The organism is Salinispora pacifica DSM 45544 (assembly GCF_000378845.1).
Taxonomy (GTDB): Bacteria; Actinomycetota; Actinomycetes; order Mycobacteriales; family Micromonosporaceae; genus Micromonospora; species Micromonospora pacifica.
Genome location: NZ_KB905359.1, coordinates 3,213,864 through 3,226,015 on the forward strand (window position 1 = coordinate 3,213,864; position 12,152 = coordinate 3,226,015).

A 12,152-nucleotide genomic window follows, 5' to 3' on the forward strand; every position below is an offset into this window, starting at 1 on the left:
AATCCGCTACCGGTCCGGGAAGGCGTCGATCGTCGCCGGTCGTCAGCTGCGCCGAACGGCACCGTGGCTGCGCTGAGTGACCTGGCTCACTCCGACGACCGGCGACCACCTCCGGCGATCTCGCGGTACCGGCCCCGGTAGTGCAGCAGCGGCTCCGCCTCCTCGACCAGTTCGACGGCGACGATCGTGGCCTCCACCAGCAGCGCCCAGCCGTACTCCCGGGCGGTGTCGAGGCGGCAGCCGGTCCAGCCGCCGGCGTCCGACGGCACCGGGCCGTACTCGGTGTCGGTCCAGTCGCCGGTGGCGAAGAGGCCGCCCGGCGACGGGAAGAGCCCGGCGAAGCGGTCGGCGAGCTGCCGGTGTGCCGGGCCGAGTGGCGCCACCGCGAAGCGCCCAGCCGCCTCGGCCGCCGCCCACAGCTCCGACTCCGGGTCGACCAACCCGAGTAGCCGGTCCGGCTCACCCTCCGCCACCAGCGTTGACGACACCGTCAGCCCGGCCGGGCCGGGCGCCGTCCAGAGCGTCACCGGCGTCGCCAGCCGACCGCGCAACCGGCGTACGGGGGACCGCTGGCCGGCGGGAACGGCGAACGGGTCGGTGTGGTGGATGTCAGCGCCCGGCTCATGATTCACGTGGAACATTCTGCCGTCCCCGGCCCGCGCCCAGCCGACGAAGCGTTCCCGCAGCCCGTCCGACAGTTCACTCCGGCGCAGCGGCGCCAGCTGTGTCGCCGCCTCCGCGAGCAGCGTTCCCAGGTAGACGAGGAGCGCCGGTCGATCGTGCCGGTACTCCACCAACAACGCGAGTCGCGCCGGTTGGCAGGGCCAGGGGGCGCCACACGCCCGACACCGCCAGAGCGGGCGCATCGGTACGTGTGGCACCCCTCGGCCCGCCGCCGGGCGGCCCCTTGGCGGTCGTGCTCCGCTCACCAGCGGCCACCGTTGGCCCGCCAGGTCTGCGCCGGGGTCAGCCAACCAACTCGGCCCGGTTGGGGTGACGCCACCGTCGGCCAGCTGGCCCACGCGGGCGGCTGCTGCGGCGGAGCCGTCGCCCGCCCCACCGCCGTCGCCCCCCACGTGCTGGCCGCCGCCGGCCGGCCCCTGCGCCGGTACCACCGCAACGCGCCGTTTCGTCGGAACAGTCTGAGCATCGCTGCCTCCTCCAGGTGGTGGGTCGCCCCGACCCGGGAGTGCTCGGGGCGACCCGACGCAGGACCAGCTGCCGGGCGTCGCCTCCACCAGCCGGGCCGCGCAGCTTCCACCCTGGACTCGGTAGCCCGGGCGGGGGAGGATGCCAGTGCTTACTACAGAACGCGGTCACGTACTTACCAGGAAGGTAAGGATGAACGTCGAGATGTGGATTCGAGCGCTCAAGGCTGCTCGGGCGGGCGCAGAAATGTCACAGGAGGCGCTGGCTGCCTCGATCAAATGGAGCCCGTCCACGGTGGCCGCGATCGAGACTGGCCGACGTCGCCCGACGATGGAGTTTGCTGTTGCTGCAGATCAAGCACTTGGAACTGGAGGAATCCTCGCCAGCCTGCTCAAGGAAGATGAGGGCAGGGGTGGGCCGTCCTGGTTTGAGTCTTGGCCCGGGCACGAAGAACGAGCCATCCGACTGTGTTACTTCGAACCCCTGTCTGATCCCCGGCCCACTGCAAACCGAGGAGTATGCGCGGGCGGTGGTTTCGGCGGGCAGGTTGTACCGAACCGAGCGGGTGGAGGAGCTTGTCAGCCTCCGGATGAGGCGGCAGCTTGTCCTCCACCAGAACGAGTCGTCCGAATGCGTGTTTGTGATCGATGAAAGTGCCCTGCATCGACCGGTCGGAGGGCACGCTGTCATGGATCGGCAGCTCAGTCGACTACTCGAAGCGGCCGAGCTGCCTCAGGTGCGTCTACACATCCTGCCGCTTGAGGTTGGTGCCCACGCCTCGATGGGCGGCGGCTTCGTGATCGCGGAACTCCCCGGAAGCGACAACCTGCTTTGCCTCGACAACGCGGCACGGGGACAAATCGCTGACTACCCGGAGTGGATGCGCTTGGTGCAGCGCAAGTGGGAGCATCTACTCGGCGAGGCCCTGAGCGAGCGGGCCTCCATCGATGTGATCAACAAGCTGAAGGTGACGCCATGATGAGTGCCGGACCGCTATGGCGGAAGTCAACCAGATCAGCCAATGAAGGCAACTGTGTCGAGGTGGCGGACAATCTGGCCGGGGTGGTGTTGGTGCGGGACAGCAAGGACCGGCTCGGCCCTGCGTTGACGTTTGGTCCCGAGTCCTGGCGCACGTTCGTCGCCGCTACCCGCCTCCGCTGACCAGTTGCTGGAGGTGGCCGAGCTACCGCAACTCCGGCTGCATGTTGTGCCACTCAGCGTCGGCGGGCGCGTCGGCCCATCTGGGCCTTGTGCTGGGCGAGGCGTTGTCCACAAGCACTTCGCTGGACATGATTCGAAAGCTGAAGGTGACGTCATGACTGCTGTTGAACCGCGCTGGCGCACGTCAACCCGCTCTGGGGATACCGGGGGCAACTGTGTCGAGGTGGCGGACAATCTAACCGGGGTGGTGTTGGTGCGGGACAGCAAGGACCGGCTCGGCCCTGCGTTGACGTTTGGTCCCGAGTCCTGGCGCACGTTCGTCGCCGCTACCCGCCTCCGCTGACCGGCAGCGGGCCCGCCCGGCTGCGTCTGACGTGGCGGCGGCCGGAGGACGCACCGCCTGCCCAGCGACCGAGGTGGCGATCGCTGGGCGGCTTCCCGTTGATCACGGGGCTGGGAGAAGGTTTCCCTTCGCTGAGTTGTCGCCCTCGGCGCCGTCGGGCTCGGGGTAGGGCCAGCCTTCGCCGTCTCCGGTTTCTGTCCCGGTGAAACCCCAGACGATGGTGGCGTCCCACTGGCTGGGCTGCGCCCCTCCGAGTACGGACTGCGGTGCGGACAGCGGAAGGTTGACGACGGAGTCGGCACCCGCCGCCAGTGCTGGCAGCCAGCATCGATAGCGCGTACCGCTCGGGGTTTTCGATGTTTCGCACTTCGCGGGTAGCGAGGTGATCGTGACCTTCGCCGGCAGATCCACCCTCAGATAGGGGTCGGTGGCTCGCTGCGGCCCCTGGTTGCTGATGGTCAGGCGCAGCGTCCCAGTCGCCGTGTCCGCGCCGTCCGGGACGAACTGAACGTCACCCCCGCTGATGGAGAGGTCGGTGACTCGCGGGTTCGGTGGGAAGGCGCTCGGCCCGCCCGACTGGACGAAGCCCTTGCCTGACCAGGAGTAGGCCCGCCACTGCGACTGCGCGAACCCGGCCACGACTCCTTCGCCGGCCGCGTCCAGAACCTCCACCTCGACGGCGGTGCCTTTCGCGCGGATCCCCCTGATCCAAGCGATGTCGCCGGTGTGCCCGGTCACCAGACCCATCGTCACAATGGTGTCGGAGGCGTATCGGTCAAAAGCGAGGACCCGCGACTCACCCAGCTCAATCCCGCTGCAGTTGATCAGTGCGGCCGTCTCCTTAGCCCCGTCTTGATCGAGGTCAGCGTGGACGACCTCGGAGATGGTGATCCGGAGTTCCGACTCGGGCGCCAGCTGCGCGGTGCCGTCGGAGAACTTCACCCGCCCGGCGGGGCAGTGTTCTTTCAGGTACTCGGGCCACTCGGGTAGGTCGAGGGTGGTGTTGCCCAGTTGTTCTTTGCTGATCCGGCCATCAGGGGGTGCCGCAGCGGTGGGGGTCGTGGCTGATGGGCTGGGGGTGGCGGTTGGGGTGGTGGAGTTCGATGGGGTCGGTGTGGTTGGTGTTGGTGTGTCTGCGGGTGGTGCGGGTGGGTTTGGGGTGGTCCAGGTTGCGGCGATTGCTGGGGTTGCGGCGAGTACGGCTATGGCTAGGACGCCGGCGGCGACGATGCGGGTGGTGCGGCGGCGGCGGGCGACGTGTTGTGCGGCGGCGGCGCCGGCTGGGGTTGCCAGTGGTCCGCCGGAGGTGTATGCGGTGAAGATGTTGTCGAGGTGTGGGGTGTTGTTGTTTTCAGGCATTGGTTTCCTCCGTCCCCGGGTCGGAGAGTGCGGTGGCGAGTGCGGCGCGGCCTCGGTGTAGCCAGGACTTGACGGTGCCGGTGGTGGTTGCTTCTTGGGTGGCGATCTCGGTGATGCTGAGGTCGGCTATGTGGAAGAGCACGATTGCTCGCCGTTGTTTTTCGGGCAGGGTGGCGAGTGCGTGGGCTAGTGCTACCCGGTCTGGGCTGGGTCCTTCGGTGGTGTCGTCGTGGCGGAACCGGGCGTGGGCGCGGGCGGCGCGCAGCCGGCGCCAGCGGCTGCGGGTGACGTTCATGGCGACGGTGCGGATCCAGGCTGCTGGGTGGTCGTAGTGGACGAGTTTGTTCCAGCGGGGCCAGGCTCGGCTGAATGCCTCCTGGACTGCGTCGTGGGCGTGGTCGATGTCGGCTGTGTAGGCGTAGAGCTGGAGCAGCAACGGTTGAAAGGTGGCGGCGTAGAACTCCTCGAAACTGTCGACCACGCTGCCGGTGTCCTCGGCGACTGTGGGCGGCGGTTCCTCCCGGGTGTCTCCTGGGCCGGGCATGCTTACCGTCACGTTGGCGTCCCCCCTGCTGGCTGACCGCTGATCGCGCGGCTCTATTCAGCAGACTCCTTGCCCCGATCGATGGTTGCAGCTAGCCGGGGCCGGGAACTCAACCACGAGCAGTGCTGTTCGCCGCTACTCGTCCCCGCTGACCAGTAGCGGATGTCACCGCCGTAGTCGTAGACCACCTTGGCGCCGGATCACGCGGGCAAGGTCAGTACTCCAATGGTCTTACTGTTCTGATGGGTCCCTGGTGGCTCCGGGTAGGTCCCGTCTCCGGTGGGAGCGACCCACTCCACAACCGCTGAATACTCACCAATCGTGCTGCCAGGGTCGAGCCCCGAGGGCTGCGCCGACACGGGGATGGTCAGCGTGGCGCTGCCGTTGACCGCCAGGGCCGCCAGTCGACATGTCACGTGGGCGCCGCCGCCAGATGTCGTACATCCTTTGGGTGGCGAGGTGACCGCCACCCCCGGTGGGAGATATGCCCGCACCTGCGGATCCGTAGCCTGCTGTGGCCCCAGGTTCGCGACCTCTAGCCGGATGACACCCTGTGCTCGGTCTGAACCGACCGGGCTGAGCTGTAGGTCTTCGCCGCTGATCGACAGGTCGGTCATCCGGGGATTCGGGGGAAAGGTGGAGGGTCCCCCGGACTGCTCGAAGCCCTTGCCGGACCAGGAGTACGTCCGCCATTGGTGCTGAGCGAGGCTCTGCGGCACACCGTTTTCGCCGAAATCAGCCACCTCAACTTCAACTGCCGCCGCTGCTGGCCTGATGCTGCGGATGCCAGCGATGCTGCTCGGCGTGGGCCACGACTGTTCGGTCTGTTCGACCACCAGGCCCATTGTCTCAATGGTGTCGGATTCGGTCCGGTCGAAGGCCAACACACGCGCCTTGCTCCACTCCCGTCCGCTGCAGCGCAGAAGCGCGGCCGTCTCCTGCGCTCCATCACGATCCAGGTCCGTATGGGCAACCTGGCGGATTTCGATTTTGATGTCTTGATCGTCGGGGTGAATGGCGCTGCCGCCCGAAAATTTGACCCGGCCGGACGGGCACCTGAGCTGACCTGCGGGCCACTCGGGTAGGTCGAGGGTGGTGTTGCCCAGTTGTTCTTTGCTGATCCGGCCATCAGGGGGTGCCGCAGCGGTGGGGGTCGTGGCTGATGGGCTGGGGGTGGCGGTTGGGGTGGTGGAGTTCGATGGGGTCGGTGTGGTTGGTGTTGGTGTGTCTGCGGGTGGTGCGGGTGGGTTTGGGGTGGTCCAGGTTGCGGCGATTGCTGGGGTTGCGGCGAGTACGGCTATGGCTAGGACGCCGGCGGCGACGATGCGGGTGGTGCGGCGGCGGCGGGCGACGTGTTGTGCGGCGGCGGCGCCGGCTGGGGTTGCCAGTGGTCCGCCGGAGGTGTATGCGGTGAAGATGTTGTCGAGGTGTGGGGTGTTGTTGTTTTCAGGCATTGGTTTCCTCCGTCCCCGGGTCGGAGAGTGCGGTGGCGAGTGCGGCGCGGCCTCGGTGTAGCCAGGACTTGACGGTGCCGGTGGTGGTTGCTTCTTGGGTGGCGATCTCGGTGATGCTGAGGTCGGCTATGTGGAAGAGCACGATTGCTCGCCGTTGTTTTTCGGGCAGGGTGGCGAGTGCGTGGGCTAGTGCTACCCGGTCTGGGCTGGGTCCTTCGGTGGTGTCGTCGTGGCGGAACCGGGCGTGGGCGCGGGCGGCGCGCAGCCGGCGCCAGCGGCTGCGGGTGACGTTCATGGCGACGGTGCGGATCCAGGCTGCTGGGTGGTCGTAGTGGACGAGTTTGTTCCAGCGGGGCCAGGCTCGGCTGAATGCCTCCTGGACTGCGTCGTGGGCGTGGTCGATGTCGGCTGTGTAGGCGTAGAGCTGGAGCAGCAACGGTTGAAAGGTGGCGGCGTAGAACTCCTCGAAACTGTCGACCACGCTGCCGGTGTCCTCGGCGACTGTGGGCGGCGGTTCCTCCCGGGTGTCTCCTGGGCCGGGCATGCTTACCGTCACGTTGGCGTCCCCCCTGCTGGCTGACCGCTGATCGCGCGGCTCTATTCAGCAGACTCCTTGCCCCGATCGATGGTTGCAGCTAGCCGGGGCCGGGAACTTACTCAACGGCGGGCAGTGATGGTCGCGAGTAGTTCGGGCTGACGCCGGTCCAGCACGTCGCCGGCCAGGTAGGCGCCGAGCAGCGCCGCCCCCAGCCCGTACGCCGCGCCGACCGGCAGGGCCAGCCAGAGCCAGACGTCGCCGAGGAGCGCGGCGGCCACCACCATCGGGATCACCGCGACCGCCGAGGCGAGCATGGACAGAATGGCCAGGAAGCTGCGGGCCACCCCGGCGCCGCTGTTCATCGCGAACGGGTTGCTCGTCTCCGGCAAGGAGTACGCCCCGAGTACCGACAGCAGGGTGTTGACCGCGAGCCCGGCGCCGAAGGTGGCGAGCAGGCTCCCCGCCGTCAGGCCGATCCACCCCGGCTGCCCCAGCACCAGGAGGGCGAGCATCCCGGAGATGACCAGAACCAGCGGCAGCAGGTAGAGCGAGAACGCCGCCATCCGGGCCCGCAGCTCCACCGCGCCGGGCACCCCCACCACCACGTGCGCCGCGTACGCGCTGCCGTCGAAGCCGAACTGGTTGGCCAGGGTCGCGGCGGCGAGCACCCCGACGAAGACCATGGAGAGAGTGACCAGGACCGGGGACGAGCTTTCCGGGGTGCCGCCGCCCCTGGTGAGGCTGGCGCTGCCGAGGTTGAGCATGACCGGGACGAAGAGGCCGACCACGGCCAGCGTGATCAGGTTCGCCCGTCGGCGGGCGTCCCGCCACCAGTACCGCGCCTCCCGCGCCACCAACGCGCCGAAGCGGCCCCGGGGAAGCCAGTCCAGCAGCCGGGGGAAGAGCTGCGTGACAGCGGTGCCGGTCGCCGGTGACCGGGTTGACGTCCGGCCGCTGCTCGCGGTGCCGATCATCGCCGACTCCAGCGAGCGGGACCACCAGACCAGCAGCGCCACCACGGTCACCGCCGTGATCAGCAGCTTCACCGGTGCGGCCCAGACCCGCCCCTGCGCGACCTCGATGCCGATCGTCCACGGCGCGCCGAACGGTGTCCAGCCGACCACCGCCGCCACCGCGGCCAGCCGGTCCCAGTCCGCGTCCCGCAGCGCGGCGACGGCGGCCAGCTGCACCGGCGCGATCAGGGCGGCAGCCCCGGCCAGCAGGACCGCGGCCAGGTCGCGAACCCGACGTGAACGCAGCATGGTGGCGAAGGCGCTGGTGATGGCGCGGGCAGCGGCGACGCAGAGCAGTAGGCCGGCCAGCACCCCGACCGCCTGCGTGAGGGCGGCCGGCCATCCGCCGAAGACACCCGCGGTGAAGATCAAACCGCTGGAGGCCAGCAGCCCGGCGACCGCCGGGACGCTGACCAGCGCCGCCGCGAAGAGACCGGTGACCAAGGTCCGGCGGGGCAGCGGAAGCAGCGCGAAGCGGGCCGGGTCCAGCGTCTCGTCGACCCCGAAGAAGATCAGCGGCAGCAGGAGCCAGCCCAGTACCAGCAGACCGCCGCCCAGGGCCGCCAGCAGCGTCGCGTACTGGTCGTTGCCGGCGAGGCCCGGGGCGGCGAAGAGGGAGAAGCCGAAGACAGCGGACCAGAGCCCAACGGCCGCGCCGACCGCGAAGAGGCCGACCCGCCAACCCTGTCCCCGGAAGTTGTTGCCCAGCACCCGCAGCTTGAGCCGGACGAAGTGCCAGGCCGAGACCCGCCGACCCGCCCCCACGTCGGATCCCGCGTCGGTCACCGCTACAGCCACGCCAGCTCCTCACCGGTCGCGGTGCGTCCACCGACGACCGTCACGAAGACCTGCTCCAGCGTCTGCTCCCCGCGGACCTCGTCCAGGGTGCCGACCCGCTTGATGGCGCCGTCGGCGAGGATCGCCACGTGCGAGCAGAGCCGTTCCACGACCTCCATCACGTGACTGGAGAAGACGACCGTGCCGCCGCCGGTGACGTACCGTGCGAGGATGTCGCGGATCAGCGCCGCCGACACCGGGTCGACCGCCTCGAACGGCTCGTCCAACACGAGCAGCCGGGGGCCGTGCAGCAGTGCGCAGGCCAGGCCGATCTTCTTTTTCATCCCGGCCGAATAGTCCACCACCAGGGTCCGCCCGGCGTCGGCGAGCGCGAGCACGTCCAGCAGTTCCGCCGCGCGTTGGTCGACCACCGCCGGGTCCATGCCACGCAACAGGCCGTGGTACGCGAGTAGCTCGGCGCCGCTGAGCCGGTCGAAGAGGCGTACGCCGTCGGGCATGACGCCGAGGAGTTGCTTCGCCCGTACCGGGTCGGCCCAGACGTCGTGGCCGAGCACCCAGGCGCCGCCGGCATCTGGTCGGAGCAGCCCCACGGCCATTGACAGCGTGGTCGTCTTGCCGGCGCCGTTGGGCCCGAGGAGCCCGTAGAACGAGCCGGCTGGCACGGTCAGGTCAACGCCGGCCACCGCCGTCTTCGCGTCGAAGCGCTTCACCAGACCACGCAGCGCGAGGGCGGGGGGCTGCTCTGCTGTCATGGGTACGACCGTAGTAGCCCTGACCCAGCCGGCTGTTCCTGATCACGGTCGCAGGGCTTCGGGGGTGTGCAGGCGGAGCATCGTGGCGCCGACATCGGTTGGGACGCTGCGGCGGGTGGCCGTCGACACCGCCACCATGACGGTGAAGGCGAGCGGGACCGTCCAGGCGGCCGGTTGCGCGAGGAGTGCGGCCGGCCACCCGGCCAGCGGCGGGCCGAGCACGGTCACCAGTACCGCCCCGGCCGCGGCGCCCCCACCGACGAGCACCCCGACGGCGGCGCCACGGGCGGTCAGCCCCCGCCACCAGATGCCCAGGACCAGCAGCGGGCAGAAGCTCGACGCGGCCACCGCGAACGCCAGCCCCACCACCTGTGACACCTCCAGCCCGGAGACGTTGAGCGCGAACACCGTGGGCACGCTGCCGGCGAGCACGGTGGCGAGTCGGAACCCGCGCACCGAGCCGCGGCCCAGCACATCCGTGGAGATCACTCCGGCGACGCTGGTGAGCAGGCCGGAGGAGGTGGAGAGGAACGCCGCGAACGCGCCGGCGGCGACCAGCGCGGCGAGGAGCCGGCCGGTGGTCCCCGTACCCAGTGCCGCGCCGGGCAGGAGCAGCACCACCGCGTCGGTCTCCCCCGTGAGCAGCAGGTGCGGGGTGTAGATCCGGCCGAGTGCCCCATAGACGGTCGGCAGCAGGTAGAAGGCGCCGACCAGGGCCAGGACCACCAGGGTGGTGCGGCGGGCGGCGGCGCCATCCGGGTTGGTGTAGAAGCGCGCCAGCACGTGCGGTAGGCCCATCGTCCCGAGGAAGGTGGCGAGGATCAGCGAGTAGGTGGTGAACAGGCCCTGGTCGTCGGCTTCGGTGCCGGGTAGCAACCAGTCGGCTGGGTCGGTGGCGACCCCGGCCACGTCGGGCACCGGTTGCCCGGCGGCGAAGGTCAGCTCGTCACCGGGGCGTACCTGCCGCAGCTGGCCGTCGGGGAGGGCGAGGGTGGCGGGATGTTCGACCACGACGGTGGTCGCGGTGCGGAAGGTCGGACCCTCCGGTGGGGTCACCGCCGGGCGGGCGTCGGCCTGCCACTGCAACACCAGGAAGATCGCCGGTATGGCGAGAGCGGTCAGCTTGAGCCAGTACTGGAACGCCTGGACGAAGGTGATCGCCCGCATGCCGCCGAGCGCCACATTCGCGGTGACCACCGCCGCGACCAGGAGGGCGCCCACCGGGTAGGGCGAGCCGGTCAACGTGGCCATGGTCAGCCCGGCGCCCTGCAGTTGGGGGACGAGGTAGAGCCAACCAATGAAGATCACGAAGGCGGTGGCGAGGGTGCGCAGCCGCCGGGAGCCCAGCCGGAGCTCACAGAAATCGGGCAGGGTGAACGCCCCGGAGCGGCGCAGCGGCGCGGCGACGAAGAGCAGCAGCGCCAGGTACCCGGCGGCGAAGCCGACCGGATACCAGAGCACGTCCACGCCGTGCTTGAGGATCAGACCGGCGACGCCGAGGAAGCTCGCCGCTGACAGGTACTCCCCGCCGATCGCGGCGGCGTTCCAGGTCGGGCTGACCGCCCGGGACGCCACCAGGAAGTCCGAGGTGGTGCGGGCGAGGCGCAGACCGTAGAAGCCGATGCCGACGGTGATCAGGGTGACCGCGACGATCGCCGAAGCGACGTAACCGTTGCCCACACTCAGCGCTCCGGCCGCTGGATCAGGTCGGTGAAGTCCTGCTCGTTGCGTTCGGCCAGGCGCACGTACGCCCAGCCGACCAGGACCAGGAACGGGAAGGGAAGCACTCCGAGTAGCACCCACGGCAGGTGCACCCCGAGCACGGTGACCCGGCTGACCGATGGCGCGATGGCGAACAGCCACGGCAGGCCGCCGAGCCCGACGGCCACCACCAGCCAGAGCCGCAACGCCAGGGAGAGCTGCGCCCGGACCAGGCCGCGGACCAGAGCCGCACCGACCCGGGTCTGCTCGGTGAGCTCGGTGCGGGGGTGCTCGGCGCGGGGGTGCTCGCTGTCGGACTCGCGCCGGACCACATCGGCCAGCACGATGCGGGTCCGCGCGGAAACGCGGTCATCGGCGGCGACCACCCCGGCAGTCTCGCTCGATTCCGGGGAAAGTCAAGCGCTGCCCAGCTGCCGGTAGCGCATCGCACCGCCCTGTGGATAACTTGTGCATAAGCGCTCCTTCTTGTGGATAACTTCGACCCACAGCCGCGCTGACCAGCGGTGGGAGCTGTGGACCGGCGCGGGCGAGACGCCGGGGCGGGACGGGCGAAGACGCCGGGGCGAGGCGGGTGGACGCTACGCTCCCGCCGTGCTGCTCCCCCTCGTTGCCGCCGTCGCCGGTGCCGGCTGGGGGCTGCTGCTGCCCGGGCTGATTGACCGATACGCGGTCTACTGGCCGAGCGGTCGGCCCCGGCCGGCCTGGCGGAGCGCCTGCCCGGACTGCGCCGGTGCGCGGTCACCCTGGTGGCGGGCACCCCGGCGGTGCCCGGACTGTCGGCGCCCACTGACCCCGGGATGGGCGGTCACCGTGCCCCTCACCGCCGCCGTCACCGGCATCGTGGGGGGCGGCGTCGGAGCCACCTGGGTGCTGCCGGCGTTTCTGCTGCTCGCCGCCCTCGGGGTGCCACTGGCCGCGGTCGACCTGCGGGTGCTGCGGCTACCCGACCCGTTGGTGGGGGCCGTCGCCGGCGGTGGGCTGGCGCTACTGCTGCTCGCCGCGGTAGCCGACCCGGCGTTCCCGGCGCTGGGCCGGGCCCTGCTCGCCGCCGCACTCTGCGGGGTCGGCTACCTGTCGCTTACGCTGCTGCCCCGGTCCCAACTCGGTTTCGGCGACGTGAAGCTCGGTGCGGCGCTCGGGCTCTACCTCGGCTGGCTGGGGTGGCCGACCGTGGTCACCGGGGTTCTACTCGCCCCGCTGGTCAACCTTCCGCTGGTCGGCGTCCTGCTGGTGACTGGTCGTGCGGGCCGGCGAACCCCCATCCCGTACGGGCCGGCGATGCTCGGGGCGGCGATCGCCGCCGTGGTGCGCTAGCCGGA

At 70.1% G+C, this 12,152-nt stretch carries 14 protein-coding genes and 1 pseudogene; 5 read left to right on the forward strand and 10 right to left on the reverse strand.

The features are described from left to right. Positions 1-86: 86 nt before the first annotated feature. Both SALPAC3_RS0114635 and SALPAC3_RS27185 read right to left on the reverse strand, forming a co-directional pair. Positions 87-794, reverse strand: a complete 708-nt coding sequence (locus SALPAC3_RS0114635) for a flavin reductase family protein (protein WP_018221971.1) — start codon at positions 792-794, stop codon at positions 87-89. Positions 795-925: 131 nt separating this feature from the next. After that, complete coding sequence (locus tag SALPAC3_RS27185; RefSeq protein WP_080642634.1) at positions 926-1,150, reverse strand: hypothetical protein; 225 nt, start codon at positions 1,148-1,150, stop codon at positions 926-928. A gap of 245 nt (positions 1,151-1,395) precedes the next feature. On the opposite strand from SALPAC3_RS27185, the pseudogene SALPAC3_RS28785 reads away from it, so the two are divergent. The 4 genes and pseudogenes from SALPAC3_RS28785 to SALPAC3_RS27195 all read left to right on the forward strand — a co-directional run. Next, positions 1,396-1,470, forward strand: a pseudogene (locus SALPAC3_RS28785) (helix-turn-helix domain-containing protein); the annotation flags it as partial. A gap of 22 nt (positions 1,471-1,492) precedes the next feature. Then, positions 1,493-2,128, forward strand: coding sequence for a DUF5753 domain-containing protein (locus SALPAC3_RS27190; RefSeq protein WP_232430504.1), 636 nt, complete (start codon positions 1,493-1,495; stop codon positions 2,126-2,128). After that, positions 2,128-2,310, forward strand: a complete 183-nt coding sequence (locus SALPAC3_RS0114645; protein ID WP_027648382.1) for a DUF397 domain-containing protein — start codon at positions 2,128-2,130, stop codon at positions 2,308-2,310. Before SALPAC3_RS27190 ends, SALPAC3_RS0114645 begins: the two co-directional genes overlap by 1 nt. Positions 2,311-2,464: 154 nt before the next feature. After that, positions 2,465-2,653, forward strand: a complete 189-nt coding sequence (locus SALPAC3_RS27195) for a DUF397 domain-containing protein (RefSeq protein ID WP_018217692.1) — start codon at positions 2,465-2,467, stop codon at positions 2,651-2,653. Positions 2,654-2,755: 102 nt separating this feature from the next. Here SALPAC3_RS27195 and SALPAC3_RS0114655 read toward each other — a convergent pair whose 3' ends face one another. From SALPAC3_RS0114655 to SALPAC3_RS0114690, 8 genes are all read right to left on the reverse strand, one after another. Further along, on the reverse strand, positions 2,756-4,012 hold the full coding sequence (locus SALPAC3_RS0114655; RefSeq protein WP_018221974.1) for a hypothetical protein: 1,257 nt from the start codon (positions 4,010-4,012) through the stop codon (positions 2,756-2,758). Continuing rightward, the gene (locus SALPAC3_RS0114660; RefSeq protein ID WP_018221975.1) at positions 4,005-4,556 is read right to left on the reverse strand and encodes an RNA polymerase sigma factor; all 552 of its coding nucleotides are present in this window, start codon (positions 4,554-4,556) and stop codon (positions 4,005-4,007) included. The genes SALPAC3_RS0114655 and SALPAC3_RS0114660 overlap by 8 nt, the downstream gene beginning before the upstream one ends. A 200-nt stretch (positions 4,557-4,756) precedes the next feature. Then, positions 4,757-6,010: a DUF11 domain-containing protein gene (locus SALPAC3_RS0114665; RefSeq protein ID WP_018221976.1), complete on the reverse strand. Its 1,254-nt coding sequence runs from the start codon at positions 6,008-6,010 to the stop codon at positions 4,757-4,759. After that, on the reverse strand, positions 6,003-6,554 hold the full coding sequence (locus SALPAC3_RS0114670; RefSeq protein ID WP_018221975.1) for an RNA polymerase sigma factor: 552 nt from the start codon (positions 6,552-6,554) through the stop codon (positions 6,003-6,005). The genes SALPAC3_RS0114665 and SALPAC3_RS0114670 overlap by 8 nt, the downstream gene beginning before the upstream one ends. A gap of 113 nt (positions 6,555-6,667) precedes the next feature. After that, on the reverse strand, positions 6,668-8,359 hold the full coding sequence (locus SALPAC3_RS0114675) for a hypothetical protein (RefSeq protein ID WP_018221977.1): 1,692 nt from the start codon (positions 8,357-8,359) through the stop codon (positions 6,668-6,670). Continuing rightward, on the reverse strand, positions 8,350-9,111 hold the full coding sequence (locus SALPAC3_RS0114680) for an ABC transporter ATP-binding protein (protein ID WP_018221978.1): 762 nt from the start codon (positions 9,109-9,111) through the stop codon (positions 8,350-8,352). The genes SALPAC3_RS0114675 and SALPAC3_RS0114680 overlap by 10 nt, the downstream gene beginning before the upstream one ends. A 42-nt stretch (positions 9,112-9,153) precedes the next feature. Next, on the reverse strand, positions 9,154-10,791 hold the full coding sequence (locus SALPAC3_RS0114685; protein ID WP_018221979.1) for a sodium/solute symporter: 1,638 nt from the start codon (positions 10,789-10,791) through the stop codon (positions 9,154-9,156). Between the two features lie 2 nt (positions 10,792-10,793). Then, positions 10,794-11,198, reverse strand: a complete 405-nt coding sequence (locus tag SALPAC3_RS0114690) for a DUF485 domain-containing protein (protein ID WP_018221980.1) — start codon at positions 11,196-11,198, stop codon at positions 10,794-10,796. Between the two features lie 226 nt (positions 11,199-11,424). Between SALPAC3_RS0114690 and SALPAC3_RS0114695 the strand changes: the two genes are divergently transcribed. Further along, the gene (locus SALPAC3_RS0114695; protein ID WP_018221981.1) at positions 11,425-12,147 is read left to right on the forward strand and encodes a prepilin peptidase; all 723 of its coding nucleotides are present in this window, start codon (positions 11,425-11,427) and stop codon (positions 12,145-12,147) included. Positions 12,148-12,152 lie beyond the last annotated feature (5 nt).

Excerpts from the sequence above, each read along its gene's own strand:
- SALPAC3_RS0114655 (WP_018221974.1), bottom strand. The coding sequence starts at position 4,012 with ATGCCTGAAAACAACAACACCCCACACCTCGACAACATCTTCACCGCA.
- SALPAC3_RS27195 (WP_018217692.1), top strand. The coding sequence starts at position 2,465 with ATGACTGCTGTTGAACCGCGCTGGCGCACGTCAACCCGCTCTGGGGAT.
- SALPAC3_RS27185 (WP_080642634.1), bottom strand. The coding sequence starts at position 1,150 with ATGCTCAGACTGTTCCGACGAAACGGCGCGTTGCGGTGGTACCGGCGC.
- SALPAC3_RS0114680 (WP_018221978.1), bottom strand. The coding sequence starts at position 9,111 with ATGACAGCAGAGCAGCCCCCCGCCCTCGCGCTGCGTGGTCTGGTGAAG.
- SALPAC3_RS0114670 (WP_018221975.1), bottom strand. The coding sequence starts at position 6,554 with ATGCCCGGCCCAGGAGACACCCGGGAGGAACCGCCGCCCACAGTCGCC.
- SALPAC3_RS0114665 (WP_018221976.1), bottom strand. The coding sequence starts at position 6,010 with ATGCCTGAAAACAACAACACCCCACACCTCGACAACATCTTCACCGCA.
- SALPAC3_RS0114660 (WP_018221975.1), bottom strand. The coding sequence starts at position 4,556 with ATGCCCGGCCCAGGAGACACCCGGGAGGAACCGCCGCCCACAGTCGCC.
- SALPAC3_RS0114645 (WP_027648382.1), top strand. The coding sequence starts at position 2,128 with ATGAGTGCCGGACCGCTATGGCGGAAGTCAACCAGATCAGCCAATGAA.